The sequence below is a fragment of the Pseudarthrobacter lactosi genome (genome assembly GCF_055412785.1).
This window is the reverse complement of the sequence record NZ_JBVAYS010000001.1, coordinates 411805-437440: the sequence shown is the minus strand read 5'-3', so window position 1 is coordinate 437440 and position 25636 is coordinate 411805. Positions and strand designations below refer to the sequence as shown.

Genomic DNA, 25636 nt, shown 5'->3' with positions numbered 1-25636 from the left:
GAATGGTTCCCCGCCCTAGTCCTCGAGAACTCCGTTGCAGAGACGGTTGACCACTTCGGTGAGCATGGCCAGGCCGGCCACGATGTCCTCGTCGGTGGTGTATTCGTGTTCGTTGTGGGAGATTCCGTCCACGCTCGGGACGAACAGCATCACGGTGGGGACCAGGTCCTTCATGTTGATCGAATCGTGCCCGGCGAGGGTCATGACCTGCTTGCTGGACAGGCCCAGGTCCGCGGCCACCTTGGCTGCGAGCTCAACGCCTTCAGTCTGGTACGGGGTCACCGGCCAGGAGTGCGAGTGGTTCCGCTCCACGCTGACGTTGGCCGCACGTTCAATCGCCGGGATCCGTTCGTGGAGCAGCGCATCGGCCTTAGCCAGGACGGACTCGTCCGCGCTGCGCAGGTCCAGCAGCATGTTTACCCGGGACGGGACCACCACTGGCGAGTTAGGGTAGACGGTCAACTCACCCACGGACGTGTGCAGCACGTCCGGGAACCGGTCAGCCAGTTCGCGAGCGGCCACCACGAGCATGGCGGCGCCCAGGAGGGCGTCCTTGCGGTCCGCGATCACGGTGGAACCGGTGTGGGCCTGCTCGCCGTGGACCACAAATTCATACTTGTTGGCCGCCCAGCTGGACTGCACCAGGCCGATGGTGATGCCGTCGCGCTCCATGCTGCGGCCTTGCTCAATGTGGATTTCGGCACAATACGCAGCCGCGGGCCCGGCGTAGTCCCCCCGGCAGCCGATCCCGTCCAGCGCCTCGCGGACACTGATTCCCTGCGTGTCTGTGGTGTCGAGTGCCGTTTCAAGGGCGAGCTTGCCTGTGTAGACCGAGGACCCCATCATGGACGGCTTGAAGCGGGAACCTTCCTCGTTGAACCAGTTCACCACGGCAATGTTGAACTTCGGCTTCCCGGAAGGAGCGCCGGCCCACTTTTCCACAAGCCGGAACGCTGCATGCGCCGCGGCCAGGACCCCGAAGGCACCGTCATAACGGCCCGCCGTCGGCTGGGAATCCATGTGCGAACCGACCACCACGAACGGTGCCCCCGGGACGGCCTCAAAAAGGCCCCACTGGTTGCCGGCGCGATCAAACTTCACCGTGAACCCGCGGGCCTCCAGCAGGCCCGTCAGCCAACGGCGCTGCTCGCCGTCGGCAGCGGTGGCTGCCTGTCGGTCCACGCCGCCGTTTTCCGTGGCGCCGAACTGGCTCATAACGCGGAAGTCTTCAACGAAGGCGGCGTCTGGGGCGGTGAAGGTAGGTGTTGAGGTCATGGTGTTCCCCTATGAACGGTGATGGGTTTAGCGGTGGGAGGTGGTGACGGATTTGATGCGTGTGTAGTCTTCCAGGCCGTAGATGGAGAGGTCTTTGCCGGTGCCGGAGTGTTTGAAGCCGCCGTGGGGGGCTTCGGCGGGGATGATTTGGTGGCAGTTGATCCAGACGGCGCCGAAGTCGAGCTCCATGGACACCCTGGTGACGGTGCCGTGGTTGTTGGACCAGACGCTGGAGGCGAGGGCGTATTTGGTGCCGTTGGCCAGTTCGATGGCTTCTTGCTCGGTGGTGAAGGGCTGGACGGTGAGGACGGGGCCGAAGATTTCGTCGCAGACCACTTCGTCGGTTTGGAAGACGCCGTCGATGACGGTGGGTTCGAAGTGGTAGCCGGTGCCGGTGCGTTTGCCGCCGGTGAGGATGGTGGCGTTGGCCGGCAGCCGGGTCATGAAGCCTTCGACCTGGTCGAGTTGGGCGGCGCTGTTCAGCGGGCCGAGGTCCGCGTCGTCGCCGCCGACTTTCAGGGCGGTTGCGGCCTCGGCGAGGGCGGCGGCGAACTCGGCGTGGATGGATTCGTGCACGAGGACGCGGGTGATGGCGGTGCAGTCCTGGCCGGCGTTGAAGAACGCACTGAGCGCGATTTCCTTAGCGGTCTGGGTGATGTCGACGTCGGCGAAGACGATTGCGGGTGCTTTCCCGCCGAGTTCGAGGTGGACGTCTTTCAGGGTTTTGGCCGCTGCGGACATGACGTGGGCGCCGGCGCGGGTGGAGCCGGTGATGGACACCATTTCGGGGATGTCGTGCTCGACCATGGCCGCGCCGGTGCCGCGGCCGCCGCAGAGGATGTTCACGACGCCAGGCGGGAAGGCTTCCTGGGCGAGTTCGCCGAGGACCACGGTGGACCAGGGGGTGGTGTCGGCGGGTTTAAGCACCAGGGTATTGCCCGCAGCCAGGGCCGGCCCGATCTTCCAGATCGCCATCATGAACGGGTAGTTCCAGGGCGTGATCTGCGCGACCACACCGAGGGGTTCGCGGCGGATGGTGGAGGAGAAGCCCGTCACGTATTCGGTCTGTGCTGTGCCGGAAACGACCCGGCAGGCACCGGCGAAGAAACGCAGCTGGTCCGCGCCGCGCAGGATCTCCAACTCGCGGGTCGCGGCCCGCGGCTTGCCCGTGCAGGCCACTTCGGCGTCGAGGAGCCGGTCGGCGTTGGCTTCGATGAGGTCCGCGAGCTGGAGCAGCATCCCCTGGCGTTCGCCCGGGGTTGTCCGCTTGTAGCTTGTGAACGCCTGCTGCGCGGCCTGGAAGGCTCGGTCGGTGGTGGCGGTGTCGCTGTCCGGGGCGGTGCCGATCTGGACCCCGGTAGCGGGGTCGAAGAACGGCAAGGAAGCCGCAGCCGGAACGGACTGGCCGTTGATGATGTTGTTCAGGGTGATCACGGGGGGCTCCGGTCAGTTGCTGGCGGTCTGGGGCGAGCGGGTGGTGGGGTCCTGGGGCAGGTGCAGCACGGCGGGGAGCCCGGACTCGATGGCGCGGCGGAACGCGGGCGCGAAGTCCTCGGCCGTTTCGATCCGTTCGCCGTAGCCGCCGTAGGAGCGGGCCAGGGCGGCGAAGTCCGGGTTGGTTATGTGCGTGCCGGAGGGGCGGCCCGGGTAGTGGGCTTCCTGATGTTCGCGGATGGTGGCGAAGATGCCGTTATCCACCACCAGGACGATGAATTTCGCGCCGTGGCCCATGGCGGTGGCGATTTCCTGGCCGTTCATCATGAAGCAGCCATCCCCGGCCACGGAGATGACCTGCCGGCCCGGGTAGGCCAAGGACGCGGCCACCGCTGCCGGGATCCCCATGCCCATCGCACCGTTCCGCGGCGCGGCCAGCGAGTTGGCGGTGTTGTGCTTGAGGTAGCGGGCCGGCCAGAGCGAGTGGTTCCCCGCCCCGTAGGTGATGACGGCGTCGTCGTCCATTTCCTGCTTCAGGATTTCCATCACAACGCCGAGATCCACGCCCGTCCCGCCGTCCGGTTGGGCGGAGGAGAACTTTTCATAATCGGCGCGGGCGCCGGCCAGCCAACCCGCGGCCGGCTTCACCTCGGAGGTGGTAGCGGCGAGGACTGTGGCGAAGGATGCGACGTGGGCGGGGATGTGCTGATCCAGCCGGCCGAAGTGGCCCAGCAGGTCCGCGTCGGCGTTGACCACCACGGTCTCGGCGGTGAGGCCGCGCTTGTAGCCGTCGGAGAGGACATCGGCGCGGACGCAGCCGACGAAGATCAGGAGATCGGCCTCGTCCAGCCGTGCGGCGTTGGCGTCGCTGCGGGCGTAGCCGAGGTATCCGGCGTAGGCACCGCTCTGGTGCGGCACGGCATCGTAGGCGCGGAAATCAGCCAGGACAGGGACGCCGTGGCGTTCTGCCCAGCCGGCCAACGCTTCGGAAGAAGCCTGGTCCCAGCCTTCGCCACCGACCACGATCAGGGGTTTGTGCGATGCTGCCAGGCGCTGTTCCAGCGCGGCCAGGTCCGCCGTGGTCGGTTCGGACCGTGCCACCACTCGCGGCTCCACCGTGCCTTCGTTGATCGCGTGGACCAGGACATCCTCGGGGAGTCCGATGACCACGGGGCCGGGGCGGCCGCTGAGGGCGGTGAAGATCGCGTCGTCCACCACGCGAGCCGCGGACGCGGCGTCATCGAGCGTGACCACTTTCTTGGCGGTGCTGCCGAACCAGGCGTTGATGTCGAATTCCTGGAAGGATTCCCGGCCACGGTCCGCCACCGGAATCAGGCCCACAAACAGGATCATGGGGGTGGCGTCCTGGTGCGCGGTATGGATCGCAATGAACGCGTTCGCCGCACCGGGGCCACGGGTTACCATGGCCACCCCGGGCAGCTCCGTCAGCCGGCCCTCCGCGAGGGCCATAAAGCCGGCCCCGCCTTCATGCCGGGTCACTACCGTCTCAATGGACGAGCCATGCAAACCGTCCAACACATCCAGGAAACTCTCCCCCGGAACCCCATAAACCCGCTTGATACCGGCCCTCTCAAGCTGCGCAACAATCAGGTGCCCGGCGGTAGTTGTTGTACTCAATGCTTCATACCTTCTTTTCTAAGATTGAGGGCGGGGTGACACTCTCATCCACATCCGCGGGACCGGGTGTTGCGACCATGCGGCGCATTTAGCCGCTTGTCGCGTGATGTGGCTCACCCGCTTGCTTCACTCCATTCTTCCAGTAGGTTCACCCAAAATAACTAGCCATACACCACGGGAACTTGGTCCTAGAATGTGAAAATGCACAACAACCGGGCGCTGCTGGAGCTGTACTGGTGGTGGACATGGACGGCGACCGCCGCAGGAGAACCGCTCGAGATGCTGCTGGCGCACTGACGTGCGCATGGACTGAAACGGCCGACCCCGGCATTCTGCCGGGGTCGGCCACTTCAGTGCGTGTTAATGCCACAACCCGGGGCGTCAGGCGGCGAAGATGCTCCAGCCGGCCTGGTGGCTGCTGCCCGGTTTCAGCTGCACGAGGTCTTGGCCGCTGTTGAAGGCGTCCGGCGGACACGTCATCGGCTCAACCGCCAGGCCCAGCCTGTTGGCCGCGGGGGCAGGCTTGTCTGCGGTATGTATTTGCAGCCAGGGGCAGGCCCGGCCCCAGGCCATGCCCACTCCGGTTCCGCCGGGGTCCCTGGCGATCAGCTGCGCGCGGCCTCCGTCGTCGAACTCAAGGTCCGTGAAGGCGTGGTCGATCTGCGTGCGGCCGATTACCCGTGGCGCACGGAAGTCGAACTGATGGCCCGCCACCGTCCGCGTGGTGACCGGTAGCAGCCGGTCCGGCGTGACCTCGAGGAACGACCCCGCGGGGATCCCAACGGTCCACTCATCCAGCGGCGCAGGCCCGGCCAGCAGATAAGGGTGCGGGCACACACCGTAAGGGGCCGCTTCGCCGCCGATATTGCTTGCCGTGACCGTGGTGTGCAGCCCGGCGTCGTCCAGCCTGTATTCGACGTGGAGCCGAAGGTGGAACGGATACCCTGGGGCCCCGGCGATCTCGCAGGACAGGCTCGCCGCGTCGGCAGCGCTGCTTTCAACGGTCCACAAACGGTCGAAGGCGAGCCCGTGCAACGACGTTTTGCGCTCCGGTTCGTTGACGGGCAATTGGTGCTCGACGCCGGCAAAACGGTACGCGCCATCGGCGATCCGGTTGGGCCACGGCGCGGCGATGATTCCCCGGTAGGCCGGGATGGGAGCATCTGCGTCGAACGGCACCACCAGGTCCCGGCCCTGAAAGGCCAGCCGCCGCAGGGCACCACCGCGCTGCACAATGGCAGCGGTATAGTCCCCCGAGGCGAGCTGAAGTTCGAGGCCGTTCACAGGCCGCCGGCCAGCTTGTAGTAGGCGGCGTTCCAGTTGAGTTCCTTCTTGAACTGCTTGATGGTGGTGCCTTCATCGATGGTGAGGAGCTCGGTCTTGGCAATCTCGGCGAAGTCTTCGAACACTTCCATCCCCACCTGCGTGGACAACACCGTGTGGTGCGCCGCGCCGGCGGTGAGCCACGCGGCGGCGGACGTCGCGAAGTCGGGTTTCGGCGACCAGAGGGCCCGGGCCACCGGCAGGTTCGGCAGCGGTTCGTCCAGGTCAACAACGTCGACGGCGTTCGCCACGAGCCGGAAGCGGTCCCGCATGTCGGAGAGCGCCACCACAACGCCGGGGCCGGCGTCGGTGTCGAACACCATTCGGACGGGGTCTTCCTTGCCGCCGATACCCAGCGGGTGGATCTCGACGCGCGGTTTCGTGGCTGTCAGGGACGGGCAGACCTCAAGCATGTGCGCGCCCAGGATCTTCTCGGCGCCGGGGGCGAGGTGGTAGGTGTAGTCCTCCATCAGGGAGGCGCCGCCGGGCAGGCCGTCGCCCATCACCTTGGCGGCGCGGACCAGGATGGCCGTCTTCCAGTCGCCCTCGGCTCCGAAACCGTAGCCGTCGGCCATAAGCCGCTGGACGGCCATGCCGGGCAGCTGGCGCAGTTCGCCGAGGTCTTCGAAGGAGGTGGTGAACGCGGCCGAGCCGTTGGCCTCAAGGAAGCTGCGCAGCCCCAGTTCGATCCGGGCGCTGTAGCGCAGCGACTCGTGCCGGGCTCCCCCGGCCTTCAGCTCCGGTACCACCTCGTACAGGCGCTCGTACTCCGCAACCAGGGCGTCGACGTCGGACTCTGCGGTGCCGTGCACGGCGTCGGCGAGCTCGTTGACGGACCACGTGTTGACGGAGACGCCGAAGCGCAGCTCCGCTTCGGTCTTGTCACCCTCAGTGACCGCCACGTTGCGCATGTTGTCACCGAAGCGGGTCAGTTTCAGGGTCCGGACCGCGGCCCAGCCGGCCGAGGCGCGCTGCCACACGCCCACCTGCCTTGAGACCTCCGGGTTGGACACGTGGCCCACCACGGTCTTGCGGGGAATGCCCAGCCGGGACTGGATGTAGCCGAACTCGCGGTCGCCGTGCGCGGCCTGGTTGAGGTTCATAAAGTCGAAGTCGATGTCCGCCCACGGCAACTCCACGTTGGCCTGCGTGTGCAGGTGCAGCAGCGGCTTGCGCAGCAGGTCCAGGCCCTGGATCCACATCTTGGCCGGGCTGAAGGTATGCATCCACGCCGTCACGCCGATCACGGAGTCGTCCGAGTTCGCTTCCAGCGCGGTGCGGCGGATGGCGTCCGAATCGGTGAGGACCGCCTTCCAGACCACTTTGACCGGGACATCGGAGGACGCGTTCAGGGCGGCGACAATCTCCTGTGACTGGGCGGCGACCTGCTTGAGGACATCCTCGCCGTAGAGGTGCTGGCTGCCGGTGAGGAACCAAACCTCGTAGTGGCCGAGGGATGTGCTGTTGGCGTTGTTCATGGGTTTTCTCCTGGGAAAGTTTGGGGCTGGGCCGGCGGCGGGAACTGCCGGCCGGATGTTATTGGCCGTAGACGTTCTGGTAGCGGGCATAGAGGGAGTCGATCCGGGACTGGTCGATAGCGATGGGTTCGCCGAGCTGGCGGGCGATGTGGACGGTGCGCGCCACTTCCTCGCACATCACGGCAGCCTTCACGGCGGAACGGGCGTCCTTGCCGATGGTGAACGGGCCGTGGTTCTGCATCAGGACCGCGGGCGAGGTGGAGTTCTTCAGCGTCTCCACAATGCCCTGCCCGATCGAGTCGTCGCCGATCAATGCGAACGGGCCTACCGGGATGGAACCGCCGAACTCATCGCCCATCATGGTCAGCACGCACGGGATCGCTTCGCCCCGGGCGGCCCATGCCGTGGCGTAGGTGGAGTGTGTGTGCACCACGCCGCCGACGTCGGGCATGTGCCGGTAGACGTAGGCGTGTGCGGCGGTGTCCGACGACGGCGACAGCGGCGGGTTGCCCCAATGGACGGTGCCGCCACTGCCGATGTTGGCGCCACTGACCGGAGTGCCGTAGAGGTCCGTGACCACCAGCAGCTCGGGACTCAGGTCGTCATAGGAAATCCCGGACGGTTTGATGACCATCAGGTCGTGGCCGGGAATGCGTGCGGAAACATTGCCTGCCGTCCACACCACCAGCTCATAGCGGGTCAGTTCGGCATGCAAGGCGCACACCTCGGCCCTCAGTTGGGCGATCAATTCCAGCAGCGCACTCATGCGGAAATCCCGGCGGTGAGGAGGGGACGGACGGAGCGGCGCTGGATGGCCTTGAGCCGGTGCATGACGTCATTGGCGCCCCGGCCGAAGTAGTCGTGGAGGGTCCGGTATTCCTGGAACAGCTCCTCGTAGGCAGCAACGTTCTCTGCGTTGGGCGTGTAGACGTCCCCGGGTTCTGAGCCCATGGCCGCCGCGGCCTCGCGGATGTCGGCGTACTTCCCGGCCGCGACGGCGGCATGGATGGCGGAACCCAGCGCCGGTCCCTGGGTTGAGCCGATGGTGGAGAGCGGCAATCCGGTGATGTCGGCGTAGATCTGCATGAGCAGTTTGTTCTTCAGGAGCCCGCCGGCCACGATGAACTCCTTGACGGGCACGCCCGAATCGCGGAAGGCGTCCACGATGGTGCGGGTGCCAAAGGCCGTGGATTCAAGGAGGGCGCGGTAGGTGTCCTCGGGCTTGGTGGCGAGCGTCTGGCCCACCATCACACCGGAGAGTTCGTGATCCACCAGTACCGAACGGTTGCCCGAATGCCAGTCCAGGGCGATGAGTCCGTGCTCGCCGATGGCCTGGCGGGAGGCGAGTTCAGTCAGGTACTCGTGGATGCCGAGCCCTGCCGTGGCCGCCGCCTTGTGGTATTCCGGCGGGACACCGTGCTTCGTGAACCAGCCGAAGATGTCGCCCACGCCGGACTGTCCGGCCTCGTAGCCCCAGAGGCCGTCCACGATCCCGCCGTCCACCACACCGCACATGCCCGGCACTTCGCGAAGTTCCGAACCGTTCATGACGTGGCACGTGGAGGTACCCATGATGGCCACCAGCTGCCCCGGCTCCACCGCCTTTGCGGCCGGCGCCGTGACGTGGGCGTCCACGTTGCCGACGGCCACGGCGATGCCTGCAGGCAAACCCGTCCATCCGGCTGCCTCTGCCGTGAGGTAGCCCGCAGCATCGCCGAGCCGGCCGATCGTGTGCTCCAGTTTGGTGCTGACGAAGTCCTTGAATTCCGGGTTCAACGCTGCGAGGAAGTCCTCGGAGGGGTACCGGCCGTCCTGGTAAATGCCTTTGTAGCCGGCGGTGCAGGCGTTGCGGACGTACTGGCCACAAAGCTGCCAGACGATCCAGTCGGCGGCTTCCACCCAGTGGTCCATGGCGGCGTAGGCTTCCGGGTCCTCCTCCAGCAGCTGCAGGCCCTTGGCGAACTCCCACTCGGACGAGATCAGCCCCCCGTAGCGCGGCAACCAGGATTCGCCGCGCTCTGCCGCCAGCTCATTGATCCGGTCCGCCTGCGGCTGCGCCGCGTGGTGCCGCCACAGTTTCACGTAGGCGTGCGGGCGGTTGGCAAAGCCGGGCAGCTCGTTGAGCGGCGTGCCGTCGGAAGTGACCGGCACCATGGTGCAGGCGGTGAAGTCGGTGGCGATCCCGACGACGGCGGCCGGGTCGATCCCGGCGTCGGCGATGGCGGCGGGAACAGCATGGCGGAGGACGTCGCGGTAGTCGTTGGGCACCTGAAGCGCCCATTCCCCGGGAAGCCGGGCGGCGCCGTCGCCCGCAATTCCTGCTACGTCCGCCGGCAACGCATCCGTGACCACCGCGTGCGGATAGTCGAAGACGCCGCTGCCCAGTTCCTTGCCGTCACGGACCCGGACCACAACGGCCCGTCCTGAAAGCGTTCCGTAGTCCACGCCGATGACGTAGTTGTCTGTGCCGTCCACTGTGACGTCCATGAAGTCCTCCAAATAGCTGGTCCGGTGAGCGCGGATTGATTCAATTGTGAGCGCTAACAATTGTGACGTCAAGTACAGGTCGTGGCTGGGAAGGTCAGGAAAGAATCAGGAAGGTGCGCACGTGCTGCTGCGGACCACGAGCACCGGCTCCACCACGATGGTGCCCGCCCCCGTGCCGCCCTCCAGCGCGCCCAGCATGACGTTCATACAGCGCCGGCCGAGTTCCTCGAAGTCCTGGCGCACGGTGGTCAGCGGCGGCGTGAAGTAGCCCGACTCTGGCTGGTCGTCGAAGCCCACCACGGAGACGTCGTCGGGAACGCGGACCCCCGCTTCGTTGAACGCGCGCAGCAGGCCCAGGGCCATCTGGTCGTTGCCCACGAACAGGGCCGTCACCGTGCGCTCAGCGGCAAGCTGCCGGCCGATCCGGTACCCGCTGCCGGCGCTCCAGTCGCCTTCGATCACAAGGTCATCAGGCAGGCCGGCCTCGCGGAGCCGTTCGCCCCATCCCTCGGCACGTGACCTGCCGTCCACCCAGTCCTGGGGTCCGGAAACATGGCCGATCCGGCGGTGGCCCAGGTCGATCAGGTGCGAGACGGCCAGGCGCGCGCCAAGCTTCTGGTCCACCAGCGCCCCGCTGAAGAGCCCCCCACCCGGCGCACCCACAAGGATCACGGGAACATCCAGGGTCAGGCCCTCCAGCGCCTGAACGGTACCGTCGTGGGGCACAATGACGATTATCCCGTCCGCGCCCTGGTCCGTGAGGTGGCGGACGGCGTCCGAGATGGCCCCCGCTCCAGCCTCCTTAATGGCCTCGATGCTCACAAAGTATCCAGCCTCCCGGGCGGCCTGCTGGACTCCGAGGAGGGTGTTGGCAGGACCGTACTGCCCCATTTCGGCCGCGAGCACGCCTATGGTTTGCGACCGCCGGGTGACCAGGCTCCTGGCTGCGGTATTGCGCCGGTAGCCGAGTTCTGCAATGGCCGCCTCCACCTTTTCCCTGGTGGCGCTGCTGACATTGGGGTGGTTGTTGATGACACGCGAGACCGTCTGGTGGGACACCTTGGCCCGCGCTGCCACGTCTTCCAGGCGTGGGAGGCGTCGGTCAATGGTGTTGCCCATGCGAGGGACCCTTCGGTGGAAGACAAGGTGGTGTCCAATATTCTATGGCCGCGGTCGATACCAAAAGCAGCTCTGTCAGCACAGCCCGGGGCACGCTGGACCGCGGGGACGTATTGCCATCAGGCACGCTCAGAGCTCCTTCGCGGAGTGTGCGGGCAGGGCACTGATCCCTGCCGGATCCGCAAGTAATCGGGTAAAGGCCAGTTCCGCAGCCCCGATCATCATGAGGTCGGAGCCCAGCGCGGCACGGTAGATCTTTGCCATGCCCGCTGCCTGGTCCAGGGCCTGGGTCCGGATCAGGCCGTCCAGCGTGTCAGGGGACAGTGCGTGCAGAATGCCAAGGAACCCATCGAGGACAATAGCGTCCGGGTTGAACGTGTTGACGGCGTTTCGCAGGGTGATGCCCAGATAGCTCAGTTGGCGGGCAACCTCCCCCGCCAGCTCCGCACTGTCCGTCGAGCGCAGAGCCGATTCGAGCTGGCTGGCGTCGCCGCCGCGGAGCCCTGCCAGGTCAAAGAGCCTGGACTGGGACACCTCGGTTTCGAGGCAGCCGGAGGCACCGCAATGGCAGATCTGGCCCGCGGTACGCACAAAGGTGTGCCCCAGTTCCCCCGCATATCCGGCGGACCCGCGCAGCAACGCCCCATCGGCGATGACGCCGCCGCCGATGCCGCTGGCGCCGCCGTTGAGGTAAATCAGGTTGCCGCGGCCGGCGCCGGCCCCGAAAATGAGCTCGGCCTCCGCGCCCAGGGAGGCATCGTTGTCCGCCAGGCACGGGTAGCCGGTGGCTTCGCCCATCATCCGGGCCACGGGTTCGTCGCGCCAGCCCAAATGAGGGGCGTGGCGGACCACGCCGCCGTCTCGGTTGACCAGGCCGGGTACTGCCATACCGATCCCGACGATCCGGTAGGAAGCATCCAGCTCCGAACGCATCCCCGCAATGACAGCGGCAGCGATGTTAACTGCTTCCCTTGCCGTGGGGATCCGCTCCGTCGCAAAGCGGATTTTCTTCTGGACCTTCCCGCCCAGGCTCACCAGCCCGATGGTGACAGCGTCAACCTCCGGGTTCACAGCCAGTGCCGCCGTGGACGGATCAGGCCGGACGTCCGGGCTGGGACGGCCCACCTGGGCCTCGCCCGACGGCGCCGCTTCAAAGACAAGTCCGAGTGCCACCAACTGGCCCACCAAAGTCCCGACGGTAGACCTGTTCAGCCCCGTCCGCCTGGTCAGCTCAGCGCGGCTGAGCACACCATGGTGGTGCACCAAAGTTGCGATCAGGGCAAGGTTGTTCCGCCGGGACGGATCAGGATCGCTGGCCGTTGCGGGGAGGCGGGTTGCTGTGGACATCATCCGTGACAATATCAGGAGCCGAAGACGGTGTAGTCCAGGAACCGGTTGCGGAACTTTCCCGCAGGATCCAGCCGGCCGGCGAGGGCCCGGAAATCATCAAAGCGCGGGTACAGGGGCCCGACGGCGGCAGCACCGCCGTCGAACAATTTGCCCCAGTGGGGCCTGGCAGCAAAGGCAAACAGCTCCGCCTCAAGCAGTGGCAGCACGGCCTCGACCGCGGGCTGGTCCTGGCGCCAGGTGAAGTGCAGGCCGATGCCGTCGCGGCCGTAGTTGGGGCTCAGCCACAGCCGGTCGGACGCGATCGTGCGGATCTCGGACACCAGGAGCAGGGGGGTCAGGACCCCGGAGAGTTTGCGCAGTGTGCGGATGGCATCCGCAGCGTGTTCCCTGGGCACCAGGTATTCGGACTGGAGTTCGTCGCCTTTGCTGGGAGTGAATTCCATCCTGAAGTGGGCAAGCCGGTCCGACCACGGCCCCGGCACGCCGAGTTGTTCCGTGCAGTTGTTCCCGGAGACGCCTGGGAGCGGATGCCGGGCCGACAAGGCGAGGGTGCCGCCGAAGAAGTCCTGCCGGCCGGCATCTACTCCCGGACCCGCTACCCGGCTCTTCAGCCACGCCTGCCCCAGGGTGCTTCCGCGCCAGTCGGTGAAAAGGCTGACGCTGTACGCGGAAGACGTGACGTCGTCGAGGTTCTCCAGAACCTGCCCCCAGTCCAGGTCCTCAAAAACGTGCTGGGCAACCTGGAAAGCCGGCTCGATGTCCAGGGTCACGCTGCTGACGATTCCCAAGGCGCCAAGGCCCACCACCATGCCGTCAAAGTCCGCGGTCTCGCCGCGCCGGGCGGTGAGGATGCCGCCGTCGGCTGTCACCAGCTCCAAACCGGCGACGGCGGTGGCCAGATTTCCGTTACCGTCTCCGGAGCCGTGCGTGGCGGTGGCAACCGCGCCGGCTACCGAAATGTGGGGCAGCGAGGCCAGATTGTGCAGGGCGAAACCTCGCCGCTGCAGCTCCGCGGCGAGTGTGCCGTACCGCGTGCCTCCGCTAACTGTGACGGTCATGTTCCGGGCATCGACGGTGATGGCCGGATCCAGCCGGTCCAGGGCCGTCAGCGTGCCGGAGGTGTCGGCAATGTCATTGAACGAATGGCGGGATCCCAGGGCCCGGATGTTCCGGGACCCGGCCACCAACTCCTGCAGCTCCTCCACGCTGAGCGGGTGCGCAATCCGTTCCGCCTGGTAGCCGAGGTTTCCGGCCCAATTCCGTTCCTGCACCCGGTGTTCAGCCACGGTCTGCGTCCTCCATGGAGCTTTGTCCCTACGTTTGATGTTCTGCACAACATAACAGCTGTAAGTGTACAAAACCAGACATTTCTTGGAACGGAGATTTGGAAACTCACTCTCGTTACAGGGGCCCAAGTGGTTGACATCACGGAGATTCGTAATATGTTTGTGTGCAGAACAAAACGCCTGCAGCCGCTAAACAACGCGCATGCACTCCTTTTCATACCTACAAACGGAGCATTCAATGACGATTCAGCCCACCCGAGAAGACAAATTTTCGTTCGGCCTCTGGACGGTGGGATGGGAGGCCCAGGACCAGTTCGGTTCGGCCACCCGCCCTCCCCTGGACACGGTGGAAGCCGTCAACAAGCTGAGCGACCTCGGCGCCTACGGCATCACTTTCCACGACAACGACCTCTTCCCCTTCGGGTGCTCGGCGGCCGATCGCCAGCGTGAGATCGACCGTCTGACAGGTGCGCTCAAGTCAACGGGGCTGATCGTTCCCATGGTCACCACCAACCTGTTCAGCCACCCGGTTTTCAAGGACGGCGGCTTCACCAGCAACGACCGCGGCGTCCGCCGGTTCGCCTTGCGCAAGGTGCTGGACAACATCGACCTCGCCGCTGAACTTGGCGCCGAAACGTTCGTGATGTGGGGCGGCCGTGAGGGCAGCGAGTATGACGCCGCCAAGGACATCCGGGGCGCCCTGGAGCGTTACCGCGAGGCCGTGAACCTGCTGGGCGACTACGTCACGGACAAGGGCTACAACATCCGCTTCGCCATCGAACCGAAGCCGAACGAACCCCGCGGCGACATCCTGCTGCCCACCCTGGGCCACGCCCTCGCGTTCATCGAAACCCTGGAACGTCCGGAGCTTGTGGGCGTCAACCCTGAGACCGGCCACGAGCAGATGGCCGGGCTGAACTTCACCCACGGCATCGCCCAGGCCCTGTACCAGGGCAAGCTGTTCCACATCGACCTCAACGGCCAGCGCAGCATCAAGTTCGACCAGGATCTGGTGTTCGGCCACGGCGACCTGCAGAACGCGTTCTCCCTGGTGGACCTGCTCGAAAACGGCGGCCCCGACGGCGGCCGCGCCTATGACGGACCGCGCCACTTCGACTACAAGCCCAGCCGTACCGAGGACATCGACGGCGTGTGGGACTCTGCCGCAGCCAACATGCAGACCTACCTGCTGCTGAAGGAACGCGCCAAGGCCTTCCGTGCCGATCCCGAGGTGCAGGAAGCACTGGTTGCTTCCCGCGTTGCCCAAATCAACGAGCCCACCCTTAACCCGGGTGAAGGCTACGAGCAGCTGCGTGCGGACAAGTCCGCTTACGAGGATTTCGACGCCGACGCCTACTTTGGTGGCAAGGGCTTCGGATTCGTGAAGCTGCAGCAGCTCTTCATCGAGCACCTCCTCGGCGCACGCTGATACTGTGGCGGCTGCTTCCTTGAACCTTGTTGCCGGGGTTGACTCCTCTACCCAAAGTTGCAAGATTGCCGTCCTGGACGCCCAAAGCGGTGCCCTGGTCCGCGAAGGCCGGGCGGGCCACCCGGACGGGACGGAAGTCCATCCGGACCACTGGTGGCGGGCGCTATCCGTGGCCATCGACGACGCGGGCGGGCTGGCTGACGTGGACGCACTGTCCGTCGCGGGCCAGCAGCACGGCATGGTGCTACTGGACCACGACGGCAACGTGGTGCGGCCCGCGCTCCTGTGGAACGACACCCGTTCTGCGGAAGCTGCCGCCGCACTGACCGGCGAGGTGGGGGCCGGCGAGTTCGCACGGCGGACCGGGCTGGTGCCGGTGGCATCCTTCACGGTCACCAAGGTCCGCTGGGTCAGGGACAACGAGCCCGAAAGTGTGGCCAGGGTGGCCGCCGTCGCCCTCCCCCATGACTGGCTGACCTGGCGTCTGCGCGGGTACGGTCCGGCCGGGGCCAGCCCTTTGGGCCCGGATCTGGACGCGCTCACCACGGACCGATCGGATGCCAGCGGGACCGGCTACTGGAACCCCGCGTCCGGCAGCTATGACCTGGACTTGTTCCGGCTGGCCTTCGGCAGGGGCGCACGCGAAGCCCGCCTACAGGAATCGGCTGGAGCCGCACCCGTTTCGGCTGCCGCCACTGCAGGTGGCTCGGTAATCCTCCCGCGCGTGCTGGCTGCCGGCGAATCCGCCGGCTGTATTCATCCGCGCTGCTTTGCCTGGACGAACGGCGGCGCAGGCACTGGTGCCGATTCCGGTACCGATGCTGTCGCAGATGCCGGTGGCGCAGGTTCTGGTGGCGGGCGGGCGGAAATCCTGCTCGGCGTTGGCGCCGGGGATAACGCAGCCGCTGCATTGGGTCTCGGAGCCAGGCCGGGGGATGTGGTGGTCTCCGTCGGCACCAGCGGAACGGTCTTCGCCGTTGCATCCGAAGCGGGCCATGATCCCAGCGGAACCGTGGCCGGCTTTGCGGACGCGGGCGGCGACTATCTGCCCATCGCCGTCACGCTGAACGCCGCCAGGGTGCTGAGCTCCATTGCCGCGCTGCTGGATGTCGGATTTGATGAGCTCTCCAGGCTGGCGCTGGAAGCGGCGCCCGGGGCAGGCGGCGTGGTATTGGTGCCGTACTTTGAGGGCGAACGCACGCCCAACCTGCCGCACGCCAAGGCCAGCCTGCACGGTCTCAGCATTGAGTCCACCACGCGGAGCAACATTGCCCGCGCGGCCATCGAAGGGATGCTGTGCGGATTGTCCGGCGGCCTGGCGGCATTGCAGGACTTGGGCTATCCGGCGCGTCGGCTGCTGCTGATCGGCGGGGCCGTGCAGAACCCGGCGGTGCAGAAGATTGCATCACAGATGTTTGACCTGCCGGTGGTGGTGCCTAGTCCCGGCGAGTACGTGGCCCGCGGCGCCGCTGTACAGGCCGCATGGGCACTCACCGGGGCCCGTCCCGAGTGGCCGGTGTCGCTTGCCGCGGCGCCTGAGCCGGACTTCCATCCCGTCATCGGCGAGCAGTATTTGAGGGCTCGCGGGCACATTGATGAGGACAGCCGGGCGGTCGCGTCTCCGACGTTCAGCTAGCGCTCAGGGCAAACACCTTCATCCGGAGCCCCCGGGATCACGTCGTCCAGCGATCCCGTGGGCTCCTGCTCTTTATGCCGCCCGCCTCACCGGGAGTCGGGGTCGCTGTGGTTCTGCGGCCGGCGCCGCCTTTGTCCTGGCGGGCGCCGACGTCGCCATCCTGGCCCGCGGCACCGAGGCACTCGCCGCCAAGTATGTCCCATCTCTGGTGGTTGAGCCTGTCGAAACCGAGCCTGGCCTAACCCCGGCGAGCTACTGAACATGGCGCGGATCCCGACAGCCCGATCGCTGGGACGCCGCCGTCGTCCTCAGGCCGGGCGGCTGCCCGGCGGACCGCCGATTACGGTGGGGATGTACTCAAGCAGCTGGAGCCGGCCGTCGAAGGTCCTGCTGTTCACCATCTCGAGCGAGACGTCCGGATAGCCGTCGTAGATCCGCTCCCGCCCGGTGCTGCCCGTGATCACTGGAAAGACAACCAACCGGAACCTGTCCACGAGACCGGCGGTCAGCAGCGACCGGGCGAGGCTGAGGCTGCCTAGGGTGCTGAGGGTCCCGGTCCTGGTCCGTTTCAGCTCCGCCACGGCCTGGACCGCGTCGCCGGTGACCAGCTCCGAGTTCGGCCAGGTCAGGGGCGCCTGCAGGGTGGAGGAGAAGATGACCTTGGGAACGGCGGCAAGGCCGGTCAGGCTGGCCCCCTCATGCTCGGTGAATCCCGACTCCTCGGCCGCGGCCTCCTCTGACATCCCGGACATCAGCCGGTAGGTGTTCGCCCCCATAATGAAGGTGCAGTCCTTCTCCCCTTCCTGCCCCAGCCACGCCAGGTATTCCGGCCCCTCCAGCCCCCACCAACCAGGCCATCCCTCGGCCGAGGCGTACCCGTCCAGGGAAATGATCAGGTCGACCATCAGGTGCGCTGATGTTGCGTCCGAAGTTGCCTCGCCCATGGCCGTCTCCTCGATTTGATGCCATGTCCAGCCCAGAGTCCCGACTCGACACCATGTTGGATAGGGGCCCCATCGGTGCCCGTGCCGGCAATGCTAGCCCTGGAGCGTCAAGACTCTCAAGGACGCGTTGACTCTGGGAATGCGCCGCTGGCGGGGAGAACGACGGCGGAAGGAGCCGCCGTCGTTCTCCCGCAGTTGCGCCTTCTACCGTCCGCGTACGGGCGCGCTCAGCACGTCGTCGATACTTCCCATGACGCTGTCCGTGACGTCTTCGATACCGCCCATCCCGTCCACCTCGGTGAGGATCCCGCGGCCGGCATACTTGGCCACCACGGTCTCCGTCTGCTGGTGGTACAGGTCCAGCCGGTGGCGGATGACGCTCTCGTTGTCGTCGCTCCGCCCCGTTTCCCTGGCCCGGCCCAGGAGGCGGGAGACAAGTTCCTCGTCGTCTGCGGTCAACTGCAGGACCACGTCGAGTTTTTGTTCGCCGGCGGCGAGGATTCCGTCGAGGTAGTCCACCTGCGCCACCGTGCGAGGGTAGCCGTCCAGCAGAAATCCCTCCTTGGCATCGTCCTGGCTGAGCCGGTTCCGCACCATCTCATTCGTGACGCTGTCCGGCACGAAGTCTCCGTTATCCATATACTTCCGGGCCTCTACACCCAGCGGCGTTCCGCCTTTGACGTTGGCGCGGAAGATATCGCCGGTTGAAATGGCCACAACGCCGAGGCGTTCCGAAATCCGTTCCGCCTGCGTCCCCTTGCCCGAGCCGGGCGGTCCCATAATCAGCATTCTCGTCATTCAATACTCCTTGCTGCCTATGTGGACGTCTTCGTCCTGGCCCGATGCTACTGATCCGGAGGTTGCGGCCGGGCTGCATCGGCGCCTGACAGCAGAGTACGGGGGCGGAGGATCTCCGCAGCCGTACTCTCGCATATGTGCTGTTAACGGCGGTACTCGTGCAGTGAGCGGCGGCGCGCGGCAGGCATCCTGTGCGAGGTGGCCCCCGGCGGCTTCCACACCAAGTGCTGATCAGGTGGCAGTTGCCAGCGATGGTCCGTGGGGTGCAGGTGCATCGCCACGGAAATCATGAAGGTGACGTCCTCTGGCGTGGGGCGCAGGGCTTAGCACACAACGTCGACGCTAACGCCGTGGTCCACGCAGGAGGGTTTGCGGGCCATGGCAGTGGCCGCACACTCCAGGTCGCCCGTCGTGGATGTCCTGCCTGGTGAGTCCGTACATCTGCCGACGAAGCTGGGATGGCTCGTCTTCGCAGATCATGTGGATCCTGCGCAGGACCGCTGTCATGCGACGCTCTCCAATGCTCCGGACCGGGGCGGCACTCCTTCGAAGTACCTGCCCTTAAAGAACAGAAGGGGCTCGGCGCCGTCCCGGGCACCGAGGGCGCGCACCGCCCCCACCACGATGGTGTGGTCGCCGCCGTCGTATTCCTCATGCAGCTCGCAGTCCACCCAGGCGAGGGCCTGGTCCAGCGCCGGATTCCCCAGCGGCGAGGCGGTGTAGTCGACGCCGGCAAACTTGTCGGCAGCGGAACGGGCAAACTGGGCGGCAAGGTGCTGGTGCCCGGCAGGCAGGATGTTCACGGTGAAGCGACCGGCCTCCCGCAGCAGCGGCCACGTGCTGGAGGTACGGGCAGGGCTGAAGGTGACCAGAGCCGGGTCCAGGGAAAGGGAAGCAAAGGACTGGCAGGTGAAGCCGGCCGGTCCTTGATCGGTCGCCGCGGTGATCACGGTCAGCCCTGACGCGAAGTGGCCCAGGACGTGCCGCAACCGCTGGGGAGTGAGATCAAAATGTTCCGTCATGTTCTTTCCTTTCAAAGCCGATAGGTCCAACCAACCAGCCGTTCGGACCCCATTCAAGCGGAGGCGAAACGCGCCGACGCGCAAGGCAACATGGCTTCACGGCCCGAAGCACGAGGTAACCCAACGGACCCCTGCTTCGCCATGTTTCGGCTCTCGCCCGCTGTACCCCCTGTAGTGCTCGCAGTAACGCCTGACACCAGGGACTTCATGAAGCGGAGAGGCCTCCCCCTTGCCGGCGGTCGGTGAGACCATACAGGCATGGCATCCATACAGCGCATCCGCCCCCAGGGCCTCGTTTCGAGCCCGGCCTTCAGCCACGTCGCCATCGTGCCACCCGGCGCCACCACCATCTACGTCGGCGGCCAAAACGCCGTCGACGCCGACGGGGCACTCGTGGGAGAGGGCGACGTGGCCGTACAGTCTGCCCGCGCCCTCGAGAACGCGCGGACCGCGCTCGCCGCGGCCGGAGCGACCGTCGCCGACGTCGTGCAGTGGACTGTCCTCTTCGTCGATGGAGTGGACCTCGCGGCGGCGTACGGAGCGATCGCGCCGGAACTGGCGTCCGATGATCCCGCCCTGGTAACCGGAGCGCGTGTCGCGGCCCTGGGCGTGCCCGGCGCACTGGTCGAGATCAGCGCGGTCGCCGCCGTTATGCGGTGAAGGAGATCCCGGCGAGCAGCTGGCCGAGCGGTGTGCGCAGACCGGGGTGATAGCCTTTCGCGTCCCAACATACGTGATAGACGCCACAAGCCTTCCGCAGGAAACTAGTTGGATGGAAGATACGGAAAAGCGCGACACCATCGCCAAAGTCACCGAGCTGCTCGCCGCACGGTATCCCGACGCGCCCCGGCCCCTGGTCGTCCAGGTCGTCACGGAGGAATACGAAACACTGGATGCCGGCCGGATCCGGACCTACATCCCGACCCTTGTGGAACACGGTGCCAGGAACAAACTCCACCGAAAGTTCGCCCACCGGAACACGGAAACCTGACGTCCAACCACATCCTCGGCTGGTCGGCGCTCCATAGCCTTTGCGAGGCTGACTGTTCTGGCGCCACCACCAGTAGTGGCGGTAGCTTTGGATTACTTTTCCTTCGAAGCAGCCAAGGTACCGGAGGTACCGCCGATGCAGGGCTTGTCCACGTCATTGGTTCTGATCGCCTTGCTGGCGATCGCTGCGCCCCTAGCTGCACGCTTCCTTGATCGGGTGGTCAGGGTGCCGATCGTGGTCTTCGAAATTGTCCTCGGTATCATGCTCGGCCCCAGCCTCCTGGGGTGGATCCAACCCGCAGAGTTCACGGATACGCTCGCCGATTTCGGGCTGGCAATGCTCTTCTTCGTTGCCGGTAACGAGATTGATTTCGCCCTGATCCGAGGCCGGCCCGCCAACCGTGCGTCTGCTGGCTGGGTCATCTCATTGGCGGCAGGCATTGGCGCTGGCCTGGTCCTTGCCCCCACACCGGAAGCTGCAGTGATCATCGGCGTCGCCTTATGCTCCACAGCTCTGGGCACGCTGCTGCCGATTCTTCGCGACGCCGGCGAATCGAAATCCAGGCTCGGCATCGCCGTCACCGCGCTCGGTGCGGTTGGGGAGTTTGGTCCCCTCGTTGCGATCTCGCTGTTCTTTAGCGGCAGGCAGTTGGGACCGGCAACAGCGGTACTTCTCGGGTTTGTCCTCCTGACCGGCCTGGCAATTTATCTCGCCTCGCGGGCACGGCACTCACTGCTCCACTCCCAGGTCACCAGCACCCTCCACACCAGCGGCCAGTTCGCCGTCCGGTCCATTATCTTCATCCTCACCGTGCTCGTGGTGCTCAGCATGGTACTGGGACTCGACATGCTACTGGGTGCATTCGCGGCCGGAGTCCTCTGGAAGGTCGCCATCGCGCGCGCTCCCGAACAGGACCGGAAGGTCATCGAGACGAAAATCGACGCCATCGCGTTCGGATTCCTGGTGCCGGTCTTCTTCATCGACACCGGCATAGACTTCGACCTGCGCGCGTTAACGTCCAGCCTGGCCACCCTCGCGCTGGTCCCCCTGTTCCTGCTGCTCCTGCTCATCATCCGCGGCCTGCCGTCGCTCCTCGCGGCTCCCCCCAGCTCCAGCGCCGGCGACAAACGGGCCATCATCCTCTTTGGTGCAACAGGATTGCCGATTATCGTGGCGGTGACAGGCATTGGCCGGGACGAGGGGCTCATCACAGGCGGAATCGCCTCCGCACTCGTCGGAGCAGGAATGCTCTCGGTACTCCTGTTTCCGATGCTTGCACTGCGCCAGCATCAACGCAGACCATCAGGGACGCAGGCCCGGCAGAAGGAAATCCCCTAGGAGACCCGACGACGCAGCCCGCGCGGCTCAGCGTGCGCCAGGCCAGCCGGTGTAGGCCTCTGCAAGATAGGCGCGGCCGTGCCGGGATGAGACCACGGAGTGCAGTTCGCCGAGTTGGCGGGCGCGGTCGAAGTCGTCGGCGCCGGGCACGGTATGCAGCATGGAGGTCATCCAGTAGGAGAAATGCTGGGCCTTCCAGACGCGGTCCAGGGCACGGTCGCTGTAGGAATCGAGCAGCGCGGGGGAACCGGAGGAGTAGAAGGAGTCGAGGCCTTCGAACAGAATCTTGACGTCGTGGATGGCGAGGTTGAGGCCCTTGGCACCAGTGGGCGGAACAGTGTGGGCAGCGTCGCCGGCCAGGAAGAGGTTGCCGTGGCGCAGGGGCGTGTGGACGAAGCTGCGGAACGGCAGGACCATCTTTTCCAGCACCGGGCCTTCCTTGAGTTCGAAGCCGTTACCGTTGACGCGCTTGCGGAATTCGGACCAGACGCGCTCGTCATTCCAATTGGCAACGTTTTCCTTGAGGTCGCACTGGAAGTACATCCGCTGGACGTTCTCGGTGCGCTGGCTGATGAGGGCGAAGCCGTGCTCGGAGTTGGCGTAGATAAGCTCATCGGCGCTCCGCGGGGCCTCGGCCAGGATGCCGAACCAGGCGAACGGGTACTCGTGGAAATACTGGGTCCGCGAGGCCTCCGGAACCCGCCGGCGGCAGTAGCTGCGTGAACCGTCGGCGCCCACCAGGAAGTCCGCCTGGATCTCGAATTCCTGGCCATTGGCATCGGCGAACCAGACCTTCGGCTTACCCTCGAGGTCCTGAACGGTGGTCTCCGTGACGCTGTACCGGACGTCGCCGCCGTCGGCCTCCCGACGCGCGGCGAGGTCTGCGAATACATCGGTCTGCGGATAGAGCCAGACGGACTCGCCCACAAGGTCCTTAAAGTCGATCCGGTGGCTCTCGCCGTTGAAGCGCAGCTCGATGCCGTCATGGCGGTCGCCTTCGCGCAGCACACGGTCCGAGACGCCGGAGTCCACCAGCAGGTTGACGGTGCCATGTTCCAGGATGCCTGCCCGGACAGTTTCCTGTATTTCCTTGCGGCTGCGGATCTCCACCACAATCGATTCGATGCCCTGCGTGGCCAGCAGGTGGGAGAGCATAAGGCCGGCAGGGCCGGCGCCCATGATGGCCACCTGGGTGGTGATGGTGCTGCGTGCCATGGTATTCCTCGCTTCATTGCGGGCCCCGGCGGCGTTGGCGCTGCGGGATCAGGGGCTTCTGTCACCAGTGTCACCCGTGCCGACCCACCGGCGTCACCGAAATACCGTTGAATGGAATACGTGTCAATTGTTCTGCCTGGCGCCGAGTTGGCGTCCGATCCCTCGCGCCGCCGTCTGCAGGGCGGGCACCAGGGCCTGAAGCCGCATCTCCGCCAAGGGGACCACGACGCCAAGTGCCGCCACGGTGCGGCGCTTGCCGTCCATGACCGGCACTGCGATGCCCCAGGTATCGGGGTCCACCACGCCAGCGAGCTGCGCAAACCCCTGCTGGGCGGTTTCGGCAAGCAGTTGGCGCACGACGGCGGCGCTCACCTTGCCGCCGGGATCGCTGAACTGCCCCAGATAGGCGGCCTGCAGTTCCCGCGGCTGGTTCGCCATCAGCGCGAGTCCAGCGGAGGTGATGTGGACCGGCATACGGCCGGCGATGCGGGCGCGGTTGGCCACCGATCCTCGCCGCGACAAGCGTTCCACAAACAAAGCTTCCCAGCCATCCAGCACGGCCAGGTTCACGTTCTGGTTCAGGACCTGCTGGATGTCCTCCATAAACGGCAGGGCCGCCTGGCGGAGCGCCAGCGTAGGTGCATTGCGGTTGACAAGTTCCCACAGCCGCATCCCCAACCGGACGGTTCCGCCGGCACCGACGTCCAGGAATCCGCGGTCCGCGAGCTGCCGGACCAGCCGGTGGGCGCTGCTCAGGGGCAGTTCCGACCGTTCCGCAAGTTCGGATAGCTGCAGGCTGGTGACGCCCTCCGGGAATGCGGCGATTACCCGGACCACGCGGTCCACCACGGAATCACCGGATGCTGAATTTGCCACGGTGCGGCTCCTTTAGGACGACGACGCATGTTCCATTCAATGGTAGTTGCTGGGAGCCTGCTGGCCGGCGGCGATCCTGACGGTGACACGGCTGGCGGTGTCGAGGAAACGGCGCCGTCGCAGGGTGGGCGACGCCGTGGACGTTGACAATTCTAAACCAATGAAATGTGCGCATACTTCCGTCGACGGATCGGCGATGCTTTTCCAGGACTCCCGTCAGGGCGACGTACAGGAAGAAGGACCCGATGTCCCTCAGTGTTGAGGAAATGAACAAGCAAATCCCGGTGGCCAATCGAGCCGCTGGCTGGCGTCACTCGTTTGTCCGGGACCGGCATTCGCCTGCCCCGACACCGTCGACGCTTGATTGTTTACCTATGGGACACTGCAGGACGGTATTATGCAACTAATCCCCCAACCGCACATTCCCCGCGTCCCGTGGTTGGGCAAACGACCAATGCCGTTCCTGCGCGTGACGACTACCTTCGATAGGTGATGTGGTTCAACTCATATTCCGTTCAGCGTTGAACCTATCAGTTCCGCCTATCGAAAGCCTTTCAGTATGCACACGGACACACAGCTGTCAAAAACACTTAAGCCGCGACACCTCTCCATGATCGCCATCGCCGGGGTCATCGGCGCCGGGCTGTTCGTTGGATCCGGAGTAGCGATCCAGCAGGCGGGCCCCGGCATCCTCCTGGCTTACGCGGCCGCCGGACTCGTGGTCATCCTCGTCATGCGGATGCTCGGCGAAATGGCCGCGGCCAATCCGGAAACCGGATCATTCTCCACTTACGCCGACAAAGCTCTGGGGCGCTGGGCGGGTTTCAGCATCGGCTGGCTCTATGCCTGGTTCTGGATCATCGTCCTCGGAATCGAAGCAACCGCCGGCGCTGCCATCATGCACCGCTGGGTGCCCGGCATCGACCAATGGGTGTGGGCGCTGCTCCTGATGGTGCTTCTGACCCTGACCAACCTGGGCTCCGTGAAGTCCTACGGTGAGTTCGAGTTCTGGTTTGCGTCCGTCAAGGTGGCGGCCATCGTGCTTTTCCTGCTGTTCGGTATCGCCGCCATCCTCGGCCTTGTCCCGGGTGTTCCCGCCCCGGGAGTCAGCAACCTGCTCGAGAACGGCGGGTTCTTCCCGAACGGCCCGGGCGCCGTGCTGGCCGGAATCCTGGTGGTGGTGTTCTCCTTCTTCGGTGCCGAGATCGCCACGATCGCCGCCGGCGAGTCAGAGAATCCCGTTGACGCGGTCAAGAAGGCCGTCAAGTCCACCGTGTGGCGCATCCTGATTTTCTACATCGGCTCCATCGCCATCGTGGTAACCCTGCTGCCCTGGAACTCCGCCAACGTAGCCAAGAGCCCGTATGTGGCCGTCATTGAGCTGTTCGGAATCCCGGGCGCAGGAACCATCATGGACATCGTTGTCCTGACGTCGGTCCTGTCCTGCCTGAATTCCGGCCTATATACCGCAAGCCGCATGCTGTTCTCCCTCTCCCAGCGAGGAGACGCCCCGAAGTCCTGGACCAAGATCTCCAAGCGCGGCGTTCCGGCTGCTGCCGTGCTGTCATCCACAGTGGTCGGCTTCGTCACGGTCGGACTGAACTATGTTGCCCCGGACACGGTATTCCTCTTCCTGGTCAACACCTCCGGTGCCATCGCACTCTTCGTGTGGCTGGTCATCGCCGCCTCCCAGCTGATCCTGCGCCGCCGCATGGGCGCAGCCGCCAAGGACCTCGCCATGAAGATGTGGCTCTTCCCCTACCTGACCTGGGTCGCAATCGCCAGCATCGTCGCCCTGCTCATCGGCATGCTGATCCTGGATGCAACCCGCGAATCGCTGCTGCTCTCCATGGCACTCGCGGCCGTCGTCGTCGGAATTGGCGTGTGGCGATACCGGAAGAACCTCAAGCCGCACAACGCCAACGACGTCACCGATCCCGACGACGCGTCCGTCCTCACCCGCGCCCAGTAGGCAGGCAGGGAAGAAACCGGAAGAC

Annotated in this window: 21 protein-coding genes; 6 read left to right on the top strand and 15 right to left on the bottom strand. The window is 65.7% G+C overall.

The features are described 5' to 3' along the window. Positions 1 to 15 precede the first annotated feature (15 nt). From ACZY0Q_RS01995 to ACZY0Q_RS01950, 10 genes are all read right to left on the bottom strand, one after another. A complete protein-coding gene (locus ACZY0Q_RS01995; RefSeq protein WP_463914063.1) occupies positions 16 to 1275 on the bottom strand; it encodes a M20 family metallo-hydrolase in 1260 nt (419 codons plus the stop codon). Between the two features lie 27 nt (positions 1276 to 1302). Beyond that, positions 1303 to 2709 (bottom strand): gamma-aminobutyraldehyde dehydrogenase, encoded by a 1407-nt coding sequence (locus ACZY0Q_RS01990; RefSeq protein ID WP_463914061.1) that lies wholly within the window; start codon positions 2707 to 2709, stop codon positions 1303 to 1305. 12 nt (positions 2710 to 2721) lie between these two features. Beyond that, on the bottom strand, positions 2722 to 4347 hold the full coding sequence (locus ACZY0Q_RS01985) for a thiamine pyrophosphate-dependent enzyme (protein ID WP_463914059.1): 1626 nt from the start codon (positions 4345 to 4347) through the stop codon (positions 2722 to 2724). A gap of 381 nt (positions 4348 to 4728) precedes the next feature. After that, a complete protein-coding gene (locus ACZY0Q_RS01980; protein WP_463914056.1) occupies positions 4729 to 5631 on the bottom strand; it encodes an aldose 1-epimerase family protein in 903 nt (300 codons plus the stop codon). Further along, complete coding sequence (gene araA, locus ACZY0Q_RS01975) at positions 5628 to 7148, bottom strand: L-arabinose isomerase (RefSeq protein WP_463914055.1); 1521 nt, start codon at positions 7146 to 7148, stop codon at positions 5628 to 5630. Before araA ends, ACZY0Q_RS01980 begins: the two co-directional genes overlap by 4 nt. Positions 7149 to 7206: 58 nt before the next feature. After that, positions 7207 to 7914 carry an L-ribulose-5-phosphate 4-epimerase gene (locus tag ACZY0Q_RS01970; protein WP_463914052.1) on the bottom strand — a complete coding sequence of 236 codons (708 nt, stop codon included), beginning with the start codon at positions 7912 to 7914 and terminating at the stop codon, positions 7207 to 7209. Beyond that, positions 7911 to 9635, bottom strand: a complete 1725-nt coding sequence (araB, locus tag ACZY0Q_RS01965; RefSeq protein ID WP_463914050.1) for a ribulokinase — start codon at positions 9633 to 9635, stop codon at positions 7911 to 7913. Before araB ends, ACZY0Q_RS01970 begins: the two co-directional genes overlap by 4 nt. A 105-nt stretch (positions 9636 to 9740) precedes the next feature. Further along, positions 9741 to 10754, bottom strand: a complete 1014-nt coding sequence (locus tag ACZY0Q_RS01960) for a LacI family DNA-binding transcriptional regulator (RefSeq protein ID WP_463914047.1) — start codon at positions 10752 to 10754, stop codon at positions 9741 to 9743. Positions 10755 to 10883: 129 nt separating this feature from the next. Further along, positions 10884 to 12104: an ROK family transcriptional regulator gene (locus ACZY0Q_RS01955; protein WP_463914043.1), complete on the bottom strand. Its 1221-nt coding sequence runs from the start codon at positions 12102 to 12104 to the stop codon at positions 10884 to 10886. 11 nt (positions 12105 to 12115) lie between these two features. Next, entirely contained in the window at positions 12116 to 13390 is a 1275-nt protein-coding gene (locus ACZY0Q_RS01950) for an FAD-binding protein (protein WP_463914040.1), read from the bottom strand. A gap of 238 nt (positions 13391 to 13628) precedes the next feature. On the opposite strand from ACZY0Q_RS01950, the gene xylA reads away from it, so the two are divergent. Both xylA and ACZY0Q_RS01940 read left to right on the top strand, forming a co-directional pair. Continuing rightward, a complete protein-coding gene (xylA, locus tag ACZY0Q_RS01945; protein ID WP_463914037.1) occupies positions 13629 to 14819 on the top strand; it encodes a xylose isomerase in 1191 nt (396 codons plus the stop codon). 19 nt (positions 14820 to 14838) lie between these two features. Next, positions 14839 to 16455 carry a xylulokinase gene (locus tag ACZY0Q_RS01940; RefSeq protein ID WP_463916215.1) on the top strand — a complete coding sequence of 539 codons (1617 nt, stop codon included), beginning with the start codon at positions 14839 to 14841 and terminating at the stop codon, positions 16453 to 16455. A 308-nt stretch (positions 16456 to 16763) separates the two neighbouring features. Here the strand turns inward: ACZY0Q_RS01940 and ACZY0Q_RS01935 are convergent, their stop codons facing one another. From ACZY0Q_RS01935 to ACZY0Q_RS01925, 3 genes are all read right to left on the bottom strand, one after another. After that, on the bottom strand, positions 16764 to 17399 hold the full coding sequence (locus ACZY0Q_RS01935; RefSeq protein ID WP_463914034.1) for a dihydrofolate reductase family protein: 636 nt from the start codon (positions 17397 to 17399) through the stop codon (positions 16764 to 16766). Between the two features lie 204 nt (positions 17400 to 17603). Then, a complete protein-coding gene (locus tag ACZY0Q_RS01930; RefSeq protein ID WP_463916213.1) occupies positions 17604 to 18188 on the bottom strand; it encodes an adenylate kinase in 585 nt (194 codons plus the stop codon). 512 nt (positions 18189 to 18700) lie between these two features. Continuing rightward, complete coding sequence (locus ACZY0Q_RS01925; RefSeq protein WP_463914031.1) at positions 18701 to 19219, bottom strand: flavin reductase family protein; 519 nt, start codon at positions 19217 to 19219, stop codon at positions 18701 to 18703. A 258-nt stretch (positions 19220 to 19477) separates the two neighbouring features. On the opposite strand from ACZY0Q_RS01925, the gene ACZY0Q_RS01920 reads away from it, so the two are divergent. From ACZY0Q_RS01920 to ACZY0Q_RS01910, 3 genes are all read left to right on the top strand, one after another. Next, entirely contained in the window at positions 19478 to 19879 is a 402-nt protein-coding gene (locus ACZY0Q_RS01920) for a RidA family protein (RefSeq protein WP_463914028.1), read from the top strand. Between the two features lie 112 nt (positions 19880 to 19991). After that, positions 19992 to 20210, top strand: a complete 219-nt coding sequence (locus ACZY0Q_RS01915) for a three-helix bundle dimerization domain-containing protein (protein WP_463914025.1) — start codon at positions 19992 to 19994, stop codon at positions 20208 to 20210. 87 nt (positions 20211 to 20297) lie between these two features. Then, positions 20298 to 21548 (top strand): cation:proton antiporter, encoded by a 1251-nt coding sequence (locus ACZY0Q_RS01910; protein WP_463914023.1) that lies wholly within the window; start codon positions 20298 to 20300, stop codon positions 21546 to 21548. A gap of 27 nt (positions 21549 to 21575) precedes the next feature. Here ACZY0Q_RS01910 and ACZY0Q_RS01905 read toward each other — a convergent pair whose 3' ends face one another. Both ACZY0Q_RS01905 and ACZY0Q_RS01900 read right to left on the bottom strand, forming a co-directional pair. Beyond that, positions 21576 to 22763, bottom strand: coding sequence for a 4-hydroxybenzoate 3-monooxygenase (locus tag ACZY0Q_RS01905; protein WP_463914021.1), 1188 nt, complete (start codon positions 22761 to 22763; stop codon positions 21576 to 21578). Positions 22764 to 22886: 123 nt separating this feature from the next. Continuing rightward, positions 22887 to 23639 (bottom strand): IclR family transcriptional regulator, encoded by a 753-nt coding sequence (locus tag ACZY0Q_RS01900; protein WP_463914019.1) that lies wholly within the window; start codon positions 23637 to 23639, stop codon positions 22887 to 22889. Between the two features lie 559 nt (positions 23640 to 24198). Between ACZY0Q_RS01900 and ACZY0Q_RS01895 the strand changes: the two genes are divergently transcribed. Further along, entirely contained in the window at positions 24199 to 25611 is a 1413-nt protein-coding gene (locus ACZY0Q_RS01895) for an amino acid permease (protein WP_463914016.1), read from the top strand. Positions 25612 to 25636 lie beyond the last annotated feature (25 nt).